Raw genomic sequence first — 15,476 nt, 5'->3', positions numbered from 1 at the left:
CCGCACATGGAGAAGACCGACGACGAGGGCAAGGGCACCATCGTGCTGGCCACCGTCCGCGGTGACGTCCATGACATCGGCAAGAACCTGGTCGACATCATCCTGACGAACAACGGCTACAACGTCGTCAACATCGGCATCAAGCAGCCCGTCTCGGCGATCTTGGAAGCCGCGCAGGAGCACAAGGCCGACGTGATCGGCATGTCGGGACTGCTGGTGAAGTCCACCGTGATCATGAAGGAGAACCTGGAGGAGCTCAACCAGCGCAAACTCGCCGCCGACTACCCCGTCATCCTCGGCGGCGCCGCCCTCACCCGCGCCTACGTCGAACAAGACCTCCACGACATCTACGAAGGCGAAGTCCGCTACGCCCGCGACGCCTTCGAGGGACTGCGCCTCATGGACGCCCTCATCGCCGTGAAGCGCGGCGTGCCCGGCGCCGGCCTCCCCGAGCTCAAGCAGCGCCGCGTCGCCAAGAGGGACACGCCCGCGCTCCAGGTGGAGGAGCCAGAGGAGCCCGGCGGCCGCTCGGACGTGGCCGTGGACAACCCGGTGCCCGCCCCGCCGTTCTGGGGCACCCGCGTGGTCAAGGGCATCCCGCTCAAGGACTACGCCTCCTGGCTGGACGAGGGCGCGCTCTTCAAGGGCCAGTGGGGCCTCAAGCAGGCCCGCGCCGGCGGCGCCACGTACGAGGAACTGGTCGAGAGCGAGGGCCGTCCGCGGCTGCGCGGCCTGCTGGAGAAGCTGCACACGGAGAACCTGCTCGAGGCCGCCGTGGTCTACGGCTACTTCCCGTGCGTGTCCAAGGGCGAGGACCTGATCATCCTCGACGAGCAGGGCAACGAGCGGACCCGCTTCACCTTCCCGCGCCAGCGCCGCGGCCGCCGCCTGTGCCTCGCCGACTTCTTCCGCCCCGAGGAGTCCGGCGAGACCGACGTCGTCGGCCTCCAGGTCGTCACCGTCGGATCGAGGATCGGCGAGGCCACGGCCAAGTTGTTCGAGTCCGACTCCTACCGCGAGTACCTGGAGCTGCACGGCCTCTCCGTCCAGCTGGCCGAAGCCCTCGCCGAGTACTGGCACGCCCGCGTCCGTGCCGAGCTCGGGTTCGGCGGCGAGGACTCGGACAAGGTCGAGGACATGTTCGACCTGAAGTACCGCGGTGCCCGCTTCTCCCTCGGCTACGGCGCCTGCCCCGACCTGGAGGACCGTGCGAAGATCGCCGACCTCCTCCGGCCGGAGCGGATCGGCGTCCACCTGTCCGAGGAGTTCCAGCTCCACCCGGAGCAGTCCACCGACGCGATCGTCATCCACCACCCCGAAGCGAAGTATTTCAACGCACGCTGAGGCGGACCGGCGTACACTGGTCGGTCCCATACAGGCCGGTCACCTGTTCCCGAGGGGATGTCCCCGCGGGCGGAGGTGACCGGCCTTCTCGTCCCCCAAGAGAGGCGTGCGCATGACCAGCACCGTTCCCGCCCCCGTCGTCCGTACGGCCGACGGACACGCCCTTCAGGCGGTACTGCTGGACATGGACGGAACCCTCGTGGACACCGAGGGCTTCTGGTGGGAGATCGAGGAGGAGGTCTTCCGGGAGCTCGGACACCCGCTCGAGGACGCCTGGAGGGACGTGGTCGTCGGCGGCCCGATGAGCCGCAGCGCCGCCTTCCTGATCGAGGCCACCGGCGCCTCCATCGGCCTCGACGAGCTCAGCGTGCTCCTCAACGAGCGTTTCGAGGCGCGGATCGCCGACCAGGTGCCGCTGATGCCCGGCGCCGACCGGCTGCTGAGCGAGCTGGCCCGGCACAACGTGCCGACCGCCCTCGTCTCCGCCTCGCACCGGCGTGTCATCGACCGGGTCCTGCTCACCCTCGGGCGGGACCGCTTCACGATGACCGTCGCCGGTGACGAGGTGCCCCGTACCAAGCCGCACCCCGACCCCTACCTGCTCGCCGCCGGCGCCTTGGGCGCGCACCCCTCCCGGTGCGCCGTCATCGAGGACACCGCCACCGGGGTGGCCGCCGCCGAGGCCGCGGGCTGCCGGGTCGTGGCCATCCCCTCGGTGGGCCGCATCGACGCGGCCCCCGGCCGGACCGTCGTGCGCTCGCTCGAAGAGGTCGACCTGCCGTTCCTGCGCTCGCTCATCACTCCGCTGAACTGAGCGCGCGCGGGCCGCCGGCTGACGCAGGGGCATTCCGCGCATACGCTCCGTGCCGAACAGAACACCGCACGATTCCGGTCCCACGAGAGGATCTTCCGTGGACCGACCCGGAGGCTGAAATTCCATCCCTTCCGGGCTGCTTGTCCCAGGTGACCTTTGTCACCCGTATAGCCCCCGAGACACCTGTCCGGGGGCTTCTGTGCCTTCCCATCTGTCCGGGTTGATCAGCTCCTGACCGAATCTGCGCGAACCGCGGGATCGACAGCCAGTCCGCGCTCATCACGGTGCGATTACACCCCAAGTCCGGCCAGTTCCAGCCATCCCGTCCCGGCCCACTAATGTCAGGCCGGGCACCGCGCCGTACCTCGGCGTCCCGGACACACACCCCTGTTCCCGGACGCAGTGGACCGATCGTCATACCACCGGCCCGATCGTTCCGCCCCGAACGGGCGACCGTCGCGAATCGTGCCCTTTACGCCGCTTTGACCAAGTGCCGGGTACAGGGAGTTCTTCCAGCATGAACCGCAAGACCATGGTGCTGACGGCCGCGGCCGGACTGCTCACGCCCACGCTCGCCGCCTGCGGCAGCGCCAGCGGCACGGCAGCGGGATCCGGGGCGATCGTCGTCGGGACCACCGACCGGTTCGAAGCCGCAGAACTCGCCCCCGCCCCGTTCGACCCCGCCTACGCGTACGACGCCGGCGCCTGGAACGTCCTGCGCCAGACCGTCCAGACCCTGATGCACACCCCGCGCGGCGGCGGCCAGCCCGTCCCCGAAGCGGCCTCCGACTGCCGCTTCACCGACGCCGGCAACGAGAGCTACCGCTGCACCCTGCGCCCCGGTCTGAAGTTCGCGAGCGGCGACCCGGTCACCGCCAAGGACGTCAAGTTTTCCATCGACCGCGTCCTCGCCATCAAGGACGAGAACGGCCCGTCCTCGCTGCTCTCCACCGTCGGCAGCGTCGAGGCCAAGAGCACCGACACCGTCGTCTTCCACCTGAAGACCCCCGACGCGACGTTCCCGTACAAGCTCTCCACCCCCGCCACCGGCATCGTCAGCGAGAAGCACTACGACGCCGGCAAGCTCCGCGAGGGCTTCGCCGTCGACGGCTCCGGCCCCTACACGATGAAGGCCGAAGTCAAGGACAACCACCTCGTCCGGGCCGTCTTCACCAAGAACCCGCACTACAAGGGCGACCTCAAACTGCAGAACGACAAGGTCGAGCTGCGGGCCTTCGACGACTCCGACGCCATGGGCAGGGCACTGACCGACGGCAAGATCCACATGGTCTCCCGCACCCTGTCGCCCGCCCAGATCGCCCAGTTCACGGCCACGCCCCCCAAGGGCGTCAAGCTCTTCCCCCTGCCCGGCCTGGAGATCCGCTACCTCGGCTTCAACACCGAGGCCCCGGTCGTCAAGGACAAGGCCGTGCGCCAGGCGCTCGCCGCCGCCGTCGACCGCGACGCCGTCATCTCCAAGGTGTACGGCAAGTCCGCGCAGCCCCTGTACTCCCTGGTCCCCACCACCGTGACCGGCCACGTCAACTCCTTCTTCAGCAAGTACGGCGAGGCCAACACCGCCAAGGCCGCCGCCCTGCTCAAGGACGCCGGGATCAAGACCCCGGTCAAGCTGACGCTGCACTACACCAAGGACCACTACGGCGACGGAACGGCCGCCGAGTTCGAGGCCCTCAAGGCCCAGCTGAACTCCACGCAGCTGTTCGACATCACCGTCCAGGGCAGCGACTGGGCCGACTTCCGCCCCGCGCAGAAGAGCGGCCAGTACGCCGCCTACGGGCTCGGCTGGTTCCCCGACTACCCGGACGCCGACAACTTCCTCGCCCCGTTCCTGGAGCAGGACAACTTCCTGGGCACCCCGTACGCCAACAGCACGGTGCGCACCAGGCTCATCCCCGAATCCCGGCGCGCCGTCGACCGCAACGTCGCCGTCCCCGCGATCACGGAGATGCAGGACATCGTCGCCGAGGACGTACCCGTCCTGCCCCTGTGGCAGGGCAAGCAGTACGTCGCCGCGCGCGACGGGATCACCGGAGTGGAGTGGTCGGTCAACGCCATCTCCGACCTCCAGCTGTGGGAGCTCGGCCGCGGCGTAAGCGGCTGACAACGGCAAGGACCGGCAGCGGGCGCCGCGGGCCGGAGCAACGAGACAGTTCGACTGTGAAGGACGTACCGTGAATCGACGTAACCAGTGGCTGGCGGCCCCGCTCGGCGCAGCCACCGCCGCCGCGCTGCTCAGCGGTTGCGGTTCGACCGATGGCTCCAACGCCGGCAGCGGCAAGGGCGTGGTCATGGGCATATCCGACAAGGTGAAGGCCACCGACCCCGCCTCCGGCTACGACCCCGGCTCCTGGCTGCTGTTCAACAACGTCTTCCAGTCGCTGCTGAGCTTCCCCAAGGGCGGCACCACCCCCGAGCCCGACGCCGCCGAGAGCTGCGGATTCGAGGGCGGCGACAGCAAGCTCTACAAGTGCGTCCTGCGCACCGGCCTGAAGTTCAGCAACGGCCACGCCCTCACCTCCGAGGACGTCAAGTTCTCCTTCGAGCGCACCCTGAAGATCAACGACGAGAACGGCCCGGCCGTCCTGCTGTCGTCGATCGCCGGCATCGACGCGCCCGACGACCGGACCATCGTCTTCCGTCTGAAGACCTCCGACGCCACCTTCCCCAGCAAGATCGCCTCGGGTGCCGGCTCCATCGTCGACCACAGCGAGTACCCGGCCGACAAGCTGCGCTCGGACAACAAGGCGATCGGCTCCGGCCTCTACAAGCTGGACTCCTTCAGCGACAAGAGCGCCAGCTTCTCCGTCAACGACAAGTACACCGGCAAGGCCAAGCCCAAGAACACCGGCGTCACCCTCAAGTTCTTCAACGGCGACCAGGCCGGCCTGAAGTCGGTGCTGGAGAGCGGCGAGGTGGACTTCGCCTTCCGCGGGCTGGCCGCCAAGGACGTCGCCGCCCTCGCGGCGGTCAAGACCGGCGACAACAAGATCGACGTCGTCCAGGGCGCCGGCGCCGAGGTCGAGCACATGGTCTTCAACGTCAACGACCCCGTCGTCGGCAAGCTGCCCGTCCGCAAGGCCATCGCCTACCTCGTGGACCGCGAGGCGCTCGTCCGCGACGTGTACGCGGGCACCGCCACCCCCCTGTACTCCATCGTCCCCGCCGGCATCGCCGGACACACCACCCCGTTCTTCGACCGCTACGGCGGCAGCCCGCAGCCCGAGAAGGCCAAGGCCGTCCTCAAGGCCGCCGGCATCAACGGCAAGGTGAAGGTCACCCTCTACTCCACCCCCTCGCGCTACGGCCCCTCCACCGACCAGCAGTTCGCCGTCATCGCCAAGCAGCTCAACGACAGCGGCCTGTTCGAGGCCGACATGAAGTCCGTCGAGTACGAGCAGTACGAGAAGGACATCCACGACGGCAAGTACGGCATCTACGTCAAGGGCTGGGTCCCCGACTACCCGGACGCCGACAACTTCACCCAGCCGTTCTTCGGCCCCGGCAACGTCCTCGGCAACAACTACGACAACAAGGAGATCAGCGGGACGATCATCCCGTCGACCTCCGCGAAGTCCGACCGCACCGCGGCCAACATCGACTACGACCGGCTCCAGGACATCGTCGCCGACGAGCTCCCGATCCTCCCGCTCTGGCAGGGCAAGCAGTACGCCGTCACCCGCCAGAACGTGACCGGCCTGCAGTGGTCCCTCGACGCCTCGACCGTCTTCCGCTTCTGGGAGATCAGCAAGGGCTGACCGGCCCCCCGGCCACGCGACGACGGGCCGGCGACCGCACCACGCGGTCGCCGGCCCGTCGTCGCGAGCACTCCCGTTCGACGCTACTGCGCGCCCGGGCGCACCAGCCCGCTCTCGTACGCGTACACCGCCGCCTGAACCCGATCGCGCAGGCCCAGCTTCGTCAGCACGTGCCCCACATGCGTCTTGACCGTCGTCTCGCTCACGAACAGGTCCGCCGCGATCTCCGCGTTCGACAGGCCCCGGGCCACCAGCCTCAGCACCTCCACCTCGCGCTCGGTCAGCCTCCCCAGCGCATGCGGAACGCTCTCCTCACCGGAGGGCAGGTGCCCCGCGTACTTGTCCAGCAGCCGGCGCGTGACGCTCGGCGCGAGCAGCGCCTCACCCGCCGCCACCACCCGGATCGCCTGCACCAGCTCATGGGCCGGGGCGTCCTTCAGCAGGAAGCCGCTGGCCCCCGCCCGCAGCGCCTCCACCACATACTCGTCCAGGTCGAACGTGGTCAGGACGAGCACCTTCGCCGGGCCGTCCCGGCCCGGACCGGTGATCTGCCGGGTCGCCTCCACCCCGTCCATCCGCGGCATCCGGATGTCCATCAGCACCACGTCCGGCTGCAGCGCACGCACCTGCTCCAGCGCCTGCAGACCGTCCCCGGCCTCCCCGACCACCGCCAGGTCGCCCTCCGCCTCCAGGATCATCCGGAAACCGGTGCGCAGCAGGGGCTGGTCGTCGACCAGCAGGACGCGGATCGCCACAGGGTCTCCTCGATTCGTCGGACGGCTACGGCGGATCCGCCCATTGTGCCCTGCGGCCCCGCTCAGGAATCCGCCGGGCGGACCTCCTCCGACCCCGCCCGCGGCGCGGGCACCTCCCCGCGCGAGGCGGGCAGGACCGGCAGCGGATACACCGGGGGAGTCCCGCCGAACTCCGGACACACCGCCCGGTGATCACACCACCCGCACAGCTTCGTCGGCCGGGGCCGCCACTCGCCCGACTCCGTCGCCTCCCGGATCGCCTCCCACAGCGCCAGCAGCTTGCGCTCCACCCGCTCCAGATCCGCCACCACCGGGTCGTAGGTCAGCACGTCCCCGCTGCCCAGATACACCAGCTGCAGCCGCCGCGGAACCACCCCCTTCAGCCGCCACACCACGAGCGCGTAGAACTTCATCTGGAACAGCGCGCCCTCCGCGTACTCCGGCCGCGGCGCCTTGCCCGTCTTGTAGTCGACGATCCGCACCTCACCCGTCGGCGCGACGTCCACCCGGTCGATGATCCCGCGCAGCCGCAGCCCCGAATCCAGCTCCGTCTCCACGAAGAACTCCCGCTCCACCGGCTCCAGCCGCGTCGGGTCCTCCAGCGTGAACCACCGCTCCACCAGCGCCTCGGCCTCCGTCAGCCACCGCGCCAGCCCCGCCCCCTCGTCACCTTGCGGGAACAGCTCCGCCAGCTCCGGCTTCGCCTCCAGCAGCCGCTCCCACTGCCCCGGCACCAGAGCCTTCGCCCGCGGCGCCGTCCGCTCCTGCGCCGGATGATCGAAGAGCCGCTCCAGCACGGCGTGCACCAGCGTGCCCCGGGTGGCCGCCGCGCTCGGCTTCTCCGGCAGCCTGTCGATCACCCGGAACCGGTACAGCAGCGGGCACTGCATGAAATCGCTCGCCCGCGAAGGGGAGAGCGAAGTGGGCCGTGCGGCGCCGGGCGCCACCTCGACCGGACCGTCACCGGAGCTCGTCGTCATGCACAAAACCCTACGACCCGCCACCGACAGCACGCGCATACCATCGACGCAAAGGCCCCGAGCACTGCATGATCGAGGCATCACACCCCGCCGCCCGACGAAGCGGACCGCCCCAGACACACCCCCGGGCTCACCCACCGAGGCCCCCAGAACGAAGGACAGACGTGGCAGACACCGACGAAACCGGCGAGCGCGCGCACCGGCGCTCCGGACCGGGCGGCGGACTCCTCATGGGCCGCCCCTTCGGCGTACCCGTCTACGTCTCGCCCAGCTGGTTCCTCGTCGCCGCCCTCATCACCTGGGTCTTCGGCGACCAGCTCGACCGCATCCTCCCCGACCTCGGCCCCGTCCGCTACCTCGTCTCCCTCTTCTTCGCGGTCGCCTTCTACGCCTCCGTCCTCGTCCACGAGCTCGCCCACACCGTCGCCGCCCTGCGCTACAAACTCCCCGTGCGGCGCATCCAGCTCCAGTTCTTCGGCGGCGTCTCCGAGATCGAGAAGGAATCCGAGACCCCCGGCCGCGAATTCGTCCTCGCCTTCGTCGGCCCCCTGCTCTCCCTCCTCCTCGCCGCGGGCTTCTACCTCGGGATGAAAGCCGTCGACCCCGCGACCGTCCCCGGCGTCCTCCTCGCCGGCCTGATGATCTCCAACCTGCTCGTCGCCGCCTTCAACCTCCTGCCCGGCCTCCCCCTCGACGGCGGACGCATGCTCCGCGCCGTCATCTGGGGCATCACCGGCAAACCCATGGCCGGCACCATCGCCGCCGCCTGGATCGGCCGCGCCCTCGCCGTCGCCGTCCTCCTCGGCCTGCCCCTGCTCACCCACACCGGCACCCTCGGCAACCGCCCCGCCGACATCGGCGGCATCGACACCGTCATGGACGCGCTGCTCGCCGCCATCCTCGCCGCCATCATCTGGACCGGCGCCGGCAACAGCCTGCGCCTCGCCCGGCTGCGCGAACACCTCCCCGCCCTGCACGCCCGCGCCCTCACCCGCCGGGCCATCCCCGTCCCGAGCGCCACCCCCCTCTCCGAAGCCCTGCGCCGCGCCACCGAAGCCGGCGCCCGCGCCCTCGTCGTCGTCGACGGCCACGGCGACCCCACCGCCATCGTCCGCGAGAGCGCCATCGCCTCCGTCCCCGAACACCGCCGCCCCTGGGTCGCCGTCAGCGGACTCGCCCAGGACCTCACCGACGGCATGAAGGTCTCCGCCGACCTCACCGGCGAAGCACTCCTCGAGCGCCTGCGCACCACCCCCGCCACCGAGTACCTCGTCCTCGAACCCACCGGCGAGATCTACGGCGTCCTGTCCACCGCCGACGTCGAGAAGGCCTTCGTCAAGGCCATGGCACGGCCCCGGTCCTGAAGCCAATACACTGGTCACATGTCCGAACCGACCGGTGCCGCCCGCCGACGCGGGCCCTTCGAGGTCGGGGACCAGGTACAGCTCACCGACCCCAAGGGCCGCCACTACACGTTCACGCTCGAAGCAGGGAAGAATTTCCACACCCACAAGGGTTCCTTCCCGCACGACGAGCTGATCGGCGCTCCCGAAGGAAGTGTTGTCCGCACCACGGGGAACGTCGCGTACCTCGCGCTGCGCCCCCTGCTCCCCGACTATGTCCTGTCCATGCCCCGCGGCGCCGCCGTGGTCTACCCCAAGGACGCGGGCCAGATCCTGGCCTTCGCCGACATCTTCCCCGGCGCCCGCGTCGTGGAAGCAGGAGTGGGCTCCGGCTCCCTCAGCAGCTTCCTGCTGCGCGCCATCGGCGACCAGGGCATGCTCCACAGCTACGAGCGCCGCGCGGACTTCGCCGAGATCGCCACCGCCAACGTCGAGCGCTACTTCGGCGGCCCCCACCCCGCCTGGCAGCTCACCGTGGGCGACCTCCAGGACAACCTGTCCGACACCGACGTCGACCGCGTCATCCTCGACATGCTCGCACCCTGGGAATGCCTCGAGGCCGTCTCCAAGGCCCTGGTCCCCGGCGGCATCCTCTGCTGCTACGTCGCCACCACCACCCAGCTGTCCAAGACCGTCGAGTCCATCCGCGAGATCGGCTGCTTCGCCGAGCCGCAGCCGTGGGAATCGATGATCCGCAACTGGCACGTCGAGGGCCTCGCGGTCCGCCCCGACCACCGCATGATCGGCCACACCGGCTTCCTCGTCACCGCCCGCCGCCTCGCCGACGGCGTCGAGCCCCCCATGCGCCGACGCCGCCCCGCCAAGGGCGCCTACGGCGAGGACTACGAAGGCCCCGGCAGCGACCGCTCCGCCTAGGCCCTGTCGTCAAAGTCGCGCCGGGCCCGCGGCGCCCGGCACCGCACCTCGCCGCGTTGTCGGGGGGCCCGAGTACGTCCCGTACACGGGCGCCCCTCCGCCGTGCGATGCACGGCACCGGACGCCGCGGGTCTGACCGGCGCCACTGTGACGCCAGGACCCAGGCCCGGGGCCCGTCCTTTCCGGCCCCAGCGGACCCGCCGAGGACGGCCCCCGCGGCCGCCCAACACGAAAGCGCCGTGGCGCAGTTCCCCCCACCAGGTCGGGAACTGCGCCACAGCGCCTTCTGGTTGAACGGACACCGGACCGGACCCGCCCGTTCCCCCTCGGTGTGAGGTGTGGCACGATGCTGGCTCCCCGTCACCCTTCGCACAGGAGACACCCCGCGTGCCGCACAGCCCCGCACTGCTGGAGCCGACCACGGAAACCCTGGCGCACAGCCACACCCGGCCCGCCCACTGGCTCGCCACCGCCACCGCCATGGCCGCCGTCATAGCCACCGCGGGACTCGTCCAGCCGGCCACCGGCACCCCCGCCGCCGCCACCGAGCACGCCGCCGCACACGCCGCCCCGAGCCCCACCCCCGCACCCGACGCCGCCGCCGTCACCTACCCCCTCGACTGCAAGGGCGCCCCGCAGACCGTCACCGCCACCGCCCACGGCGACCTCGACGGCGACGGCCGCCCCGAGACCGTGGCGGCCGTCCGCTGCCAGGCGGGCTCCGGCACCCCGCCCCACGCCCTCTACGTCCTCACCCAGGCGGCACCCGCCACCGGCGCCGCAGCGGCCGGCCCCCGCGTCGTGGCCACCCTCCTCGACCCCGCACAGCGCCAGAACGCCACCGACCTCACCGTGCGCGACGGAACCGTGACGGCCACGCTCCTCGGCTACTCCTCGCCCGAGGTGCCGCGCTACAGCCCCGACGTGACGAAGCTCGCCAAGTGGCGCTGGACCGGCGGAAAATTCCGCCAGGAGCTGACGGACTCGACCGCCAGGCGTGTTTGAAGCGTCACTCGGCGTCCGGACCGAAGACCTCCACCCCGTCCGAAACGCGCCTCACGTGAATGCAGTCACCCGGGCACTCCTTCGCCGAGTCCACCACGTCCTGCAGCAGCACCAGCGGAACCGGAGTACTCGCCCCCGCCTCCTGCAGCAGCTCGTCCTGCGGGCTCTTCACGTACGCCAGACCGTCGATGTCCAGCTCGAACACCTCCGGCGCGTACTGCGCGCAGATCCCGTCCCCCGTGCAGAGGTCCTGGTCGATCCAGACCTCCAGCGGCTCCCCGGCCTCGCCGGTGCCGCCCCTCGGAGCCTCCTGCTGCACGGTCATATCTCCTGCCGTTCCCTGCGCTCGGTGATCCATCCCGGTCACTCCCCGCAGCAAGTCGCGCGAGCTCTGACGGGTGTTGAACACATCGACCTTACAACCGGCCGCTTTCAGATGTTCACGGGTGGGTATTTCCTTGACGAGAGGGAGTACGCAAGGGTGAAGATCGGACACACCCCTACCGTCTTTGTGATCTAGGGGTTTCAATCACCACCAGCCCAGGTAGGGTCAGGAAGCGTCCAGCTCCCCTTGGAGGAGGTGAGGACCGTGGCAGCCCACGACGACGACATCAACCGCGGCATCCGGCCCGGGCGAGGGTCTGAGGACCCCGCCGGCCAGGTTGCCTATCTCGAGCAGGAAATCGCCGTCCTGCGACGCAAGCTCGCCGACTCTCCGCGGCACACGAGGATTCTCGAAGAGCGGATCATCGAGCTCCAGACGAATCTGGCCGGCGTCTCCGCGCAAAACGAACGACTCGCGAACACCCTCCGTGAGGCCCGCGACCAAATCGTGGCCCTCAAGGAAGAAGTCGACCGGCTCGCACAGCCGCCGGCAGGCTTCGGTGTCTTCCTCCAGGCGAACGAGGACGGCACCGTCGACATCTTCACCGGAGGCCGAAAGCTCCGCGTGAACGTCAGCCCCAGCGTCGAACCGGAAGACCTCCGGCGCGGCCAGGAGGTCATGCTCAACGAAGCGCTCAACGTGGTCGAGGCCATGGCATACGAGCGGGCCGGGGACATCGTCACCCTCAAGGAGATCCTCGAGGACGGCGAGCGCGCCCTGGTCGTCGGGCACACCGACGAGGAAAGGGTGGTGAGGCTCGCCGAGCCGCTCCTGGACATCACCATCCGCCCCGGCGACGCCCTCCTGCTCGAACCCCGCTCCGGCTACGTCTACGAGGTCGTCCCCAAGAGCGAGGTCGAAGACCTCGTCCTCGAAGAGGTCCCGGACATCGACTACGACAAGATCGGCGGCCTGGGCGACCAGATCGAGCTGATCCGCGACGCGGTCGAACTCCCCTACCTCTACCCCGACCTCTTCAAGGAACACGAACTGCGGCCCCCCAAGGGCATCCTGCTCTACGGCCCGCCCGGCTGCGGCAAGACGCTCATCGCCAAGGCCGTCGCCAACTCCCTTGCCAAGAAGGTCGCCGAGGTGACCGGACAGGCCCAGGGCAAGTCGTACTTCCTCAACATCAAGGGCCCCGAACTCCTCAACAAGTACGTCGGCGAGACCGAGCGGCACATCCGCCTCGTCTTCCAGCGTGCCCGCGAGAAGGCCAGCGAGGGAACACCCGTCATCGTCTTCTTCGACGAGATGGAATCCCTCTTCCGCACCCGCGGATCCGGCGTCAGCTCGGACGTGGAGAACACCATCGTCCCCCAGCTGCTCGCCGAGATCGACGGCGTGGAGGGCCTGGAGAACGTCATCGTCATCGGCGCCTCCAACCGCGAGGACATGATCGACCCCGCCATCCTGCGCCCCGGACGCCTCGACGTGAAGATCAAGATCGAGCGCCCGGACGCCGAAGCGGCCAAGGACATCTTCGCCAAGTACCTCAAGGCCTCCCTGCCCCTGCACACGGACGACCTGTCCGAACACCAGGGCTCCACGGCCGGCACCGTCCACAGCATGATCCAGACCGTCGTCGAGCAGATGTACGCCGAAACCGAGGAGAACCGCTTCCTCGAGGTCACGTACGCCAACGGCGACAAGGAAGTCCTCTACTTCAAGGACTTCAACTCGGGCGCGATGATCCAGAACATCGTGGACCGTGCGAAGAAGATGGCCATCAAGGCCTTCCTCGAGCACAACCAGAAGGGCCTGCGCGTCTCCCACCTCCTTCAGGCATGCGTGGACGAGTTCAAGGAGAACGAGGACCTGCCCAACACCACCAACCCCGACGACTGGGCCCGCATCTCCGGAAAGAAGGGCGAGCGGATCGTATTCATCCGCACGCTCGTCACCGGAAAGCAGGGCGCGGACACCGGACGCTCCATCGACACGGTGGCGAACACCGGCCAGTACCTCTGACCGAGCGGAGCGGCTGCGGATGCCCTCCCCGGGCATCCGCAGCCGACTGCTTTACCGACTGCTTTCCAGCCGGTGACGAGGCCGATCCAATGACGGAAATGATCTCCCCACGAGCGCGGAGTGGTCCTAGGCTCTTCCGTACCGCCGGACGCGCAGTGCGGGGACGGGCACCGCACGAGCACACGCAAACGGAGCACCAGCGGTACTTGAGCGACGCTCCCGAAGGGGAACGCCGCCGGGCAAGGAGGGCCGCATGACCGTACGGCGAGTAATGGGAATCGAGACGGAGTACGGGATCTCCGTCCCCGGACACCCGAACGCCAATGCCATGCTCACCTCATCCCAGATCGTCAACGCCTACGCGGCGGCGATGCACCGGGCGCGCCGCGCCCGCTGGGACTTCGAGGAGGAGAACCCGCTGCGGGACGCCCGCGGCTTCGACCTCGCCCGCGAGGCCGCCGACACCAGCCAGCTCACCGACGAGGACATCGGCCTCGCCAACGTCATCCTCACCAACGGCGCACGCCTCTACGTCGACCACGCGCACCCCGAATACAGCTCGCCGGAGATCACCAACCCGCTCGACGCCGTGCTCTGGGACAAGGCCGGCGAACGCATCATGGCCGAGGCGGCCGAACGGGCCGCCCAGCTCCCCGGCGCCCAGCCCATCCACCTCTACAAGAACAACACCGACAACAAGGGCGCCTCCTACGGCACGCACGAGAACTACCTGATGAAGCGGGAAACCCCCTTCTCGGACATCGTGCGCCACCTCACCCCCTTCTTCGTCTCCCGCCAGGTCGTCACCGGCGCCGGACGCGTGGGCATCGGCCAGGACGGCCGCGAACACGGCTTCCAGATCAGCCAGCGCGCCGACTACTTCGAAGTCGAGGTCGGCCTCGAGACCACCCTCAAGCGCCCCATCATCAACACCCGCGACGAACCCCACTCGGACGCCGAGAAGTACCGCCGCCTCCACGTCATCATCGGCGACGCGAACCTCTCCGAGATCTCCACCTACCTCAAGCTCGGGACCACCTCCCTGGTCCTGTCCATGATCGAAGACGGGTTCATCACCGTCGACCTCGCCGTCGACCAGCCCGTGCGCACCCTGCACCAGGTCTCGCACGACCCCGACCTCACCCACCTCATCACGCTGCGCAGCGGCCGGACCCTGACCGCCGTACAACTCCAGATGGAGTACTTCGAGCTGGCCAGGAAGTACGTGGAGGAACGGTTCGGGGCGGACGTGGACGAGCAGACGGCGGACGTGCTGACCCGCTGGGAGGACGTGCTCGGCCGGCTGGAGACCGACCCGATGAGCCTGTCGGGGGAGCTCGACTGGATCGCCAAGCGAGAGATCCTGGAGGGCTACCGGCGGCGGGACGGACTCGGCTGGGACGCCGCGCGGCTCCACCTGGTGGACCTCCAGTACTCGGACGTACGGCCGGACAAGGGCCTGTACAACCGCCTGGTGGCCCGCGGCAAGATGCAGCGGCTCGTCACCGAGCCGGACGTGGAACGGGCGCAGAGCAAGCCTCCGGAGGACACCCGGGCCTATTTCCGCGGCCGCTGCCTGGAGCAGTACGCGGACGACGTGGCCGCGGCGTCCTGGGACTCCGTGATCTTCGACCTCCCGGGCCACGACTCGCTCCAGCGGGTGCCCACGCTGGAGCCGCTGCGGGGCACGCGGGCCCACGTGAAGGAGCTGCTGGACCGGTGCCGCACGGCGCAGGACCTGGTGCGGCTGCTTTCGGGGAGGTGAGGGGGCCTGAAAGGGCTCCGACACGGGAATCATGAAGAGAACCGGACGTTGTGAAAGTACGGGGACGAACGTCGGACCCTCCTTGTAGGGTCGGACGTAGGTCTGATCTTGAGGGATCCCGAATCCCGGGGTCCCTCGACGTGAGCGTGCGAACCGAGCGGGGTGAGGTAGACATGGCGACCAAGGACACCGGCGGCGGACAGCAGAAGGCGACGCGCTCGACCGAGGAGGTCGAGGAGGCGGCGGTCGAGGAATCGACCGACCTCAAGGAGCGCCAGGAAAAGCTCTCCGACGACGTCGACTCCGTACTGGACGAAATCGATGATGTGCTCGAGGAGAATGCCGAGGATTTCGTTCGGAGTTTCGTACAAAAAGGCGGCGAATAGCCTTCGAATCTAAGGT

13 protein-coding genes are annotated in these 15,476 nt (G+C 69.2%); 10 read left to right on the top strand and 3 right to left on the bottom strand.

What is annotated here, in order from left to right; translation table 11 throughout:
* The 4 genes from AC07FY_RS19005 to AC07FY_RS18990 form a co-directional block, all read left to right on the top strand.
* The coding region (locus AC07FY_RS19005) for a vitamin B12 dependent-methionine synthase activation domain-containing protein (protein ID WP_479007607.1) at positions 1-1,344 on the top strand (1,344 nt) is incomplete at its 5' end.
* Positions 1,345-1,456: 112 nt separating this feature from the next.
* A complete protein-coding gene (locus AC07FY_RS19000) occupies positions 1,457-2,158 on the top strand; it encodes an HAD family hydrolase (protein ID WP_479007606.1) in 702 nt (233 codons plus the stop codon).
* Positions 2,159-2,675: 517 nt separating this feature from the next.
* A complete protein-coding gene (locus AC07FY_RS18995) occupies positions 2,676-4,280 on the top strand; it encodes an ABC transporter substrate-binding protein (protein WP_479007604.1) in 1,605 nt (534 codons plus the stop codon).
* Between the two features lie 70 nt (positions 4,281-4,350).
* Positions 4,351-5,934 carry an ABC transporter substrate-binding protein gene (locus tag AC07FY_RS18990; RefSeq protein ID WP_479007602.1) on the top strand — a complete coding sequence of 528 codons (1,584 nt, stop codon included), beginning with the start codon at positions 4,351-4,353 and terminating at the stop codon, positions 5,932-5,934.
* Positions 5,935-6,017: 83 nt separating this feature from the next.
* On the opposite strand, the gene AC07FY_RS18985 is transcribed toward AC07FY_RS18990, so the two are convergent.
* Positions 6,018-6,689: a response regulator gene (locus tag AC07FY_RS18985; protein ID WP_479007600.1), complete on the bottom strand. Its 672-nt coding sequence runs from the start codon at positions 6,687-6,689 to the stop codon at positions 6,018-6,020.
* A gap of 62 nt (positions 6,690-6,751) precedes the next feature.
* Positions 6,752-7,669 (bottom strand): RecB family exonuclease, encoded by a 918-nt coding sequence (locus tag AC07FY_RS18980; protein ID WP_479007598.1) that lies wholly within the window; start codon positions 7,667-7,669, stop codon positions 6,752-6,754.
* A 164-nt stretch (positions 7,670-7,833) separates the two neighbouring features.
* Here AC07FY_RS18980 and AC07FY_RS18975 point away from each other — a divergent pair, with 164 nt between their 5' ends.
* From AC07FY_RS18975 to AC07FY_RS18965, 3 genes are all read left to right on the top strand, one after another.
* The gene (locus tag AC07FY_RS18975) at positions 7,834-9,033 is read left to right on the top strand and encodes a site-2 protease family protein (RefSeq protein ID WP_479007596.1); all 1,200 of its coding nucleotides are present in this window, start codon (positions 7,834-7,836) and stop codon (positions 9,031-9,033) included.
* Positions 9,034-9,051: 18 nt separating this feature from the next.
* A complete protein-coding gene (locus AC07FY_RS18970) occupies positions 9,052-9,948 on the top strand; it encodes a tRNA (adenine-N1)-methyltransferase (RefSeq protein ID WP_362596102.1) in 897 nt (298 codons plus the stop codon).
* Between the two features lie 480 nt (positions 9,949-10,428).
* The gene (locus AC07FY_RS18965) at positions 10,429-10,953 is read left to right on the top strand and encodes a hypothetical protein (RefSeq protein ID WP_479007621.1); all 525 of its coding nucleotides are present in this window, start codon (positions 10,429-10,431) and stop codon (positions 10,951-10,953) included.
* 4 nt (positions 10,954-10,957) lie between these two features.
* Here AC07FY_RS18965 and AC07FY_RS18960 read toward each other — a convergent pair whose 3' ends face one another.
* Positions 10,958-11,278, bottom strand: a complete 321-nt coding sequence (locus tag AC07FY_RS18960) for a ferredoxin (protein WP_479007594.1) — start codon at positions 11,276-11,278, stop codon at positions 10,958-10,960.
* 264 nt (positions 11,279-11,542) lie between these two features.
* Here AC07FY_RS18960 and arc point away from each other — a divergent pair, with 264 nt between their 5' ends.
* The 3 genes from arc to AC07FY_RS18945 all read left to right on the top strand — a co-directional run bounded on the left by arc (position 11,543) and on the right by AC07FY_RS18945 (position 15,460).
* Entirely contained in the window at positions 11,543-13,309 is a 1,767-nt protein-coding gene (gene arc, locus AC07FY_RS18955) for a proteasome ATPase (RefSeq protein ID WP_479007592.1), read from the top strand.
* Between the two features lie 253 nt (positions 13,310-13,562).
* Positions 13,563-15,074 (top strand): depupylase/deamidase Dop, encoded by a 1,512-nt coding sequence (gene dop / locus AC07FY_RS18950; protein ID WP_479007590.1) that lies wholly within the window; start codon positions 13,563-13,565, stop codon positions 15,072-15,074.
* Positions 15,075-15,247: 173 nt separating this feature from the next.
* Entirely contained in the window at positions 15,248-15,460 is a 213-nt protein-coding gene (locus AC07FY_RS18945) for a ubiquitin-like protein Pup (protein ID WP_030233608.1), read from the top strand.
* Positions 15,461-15,476 lie beyond the last annotated feature (16 nt).

Source organism: Streptomyces sp. NPDC045967, assembly GCF_056430495.1.
The sequence above is the reverse complement of the archived record's forward strand: the minus strand, read 5'-3'. Positions and strand labels throughout refer to the sequence as shown.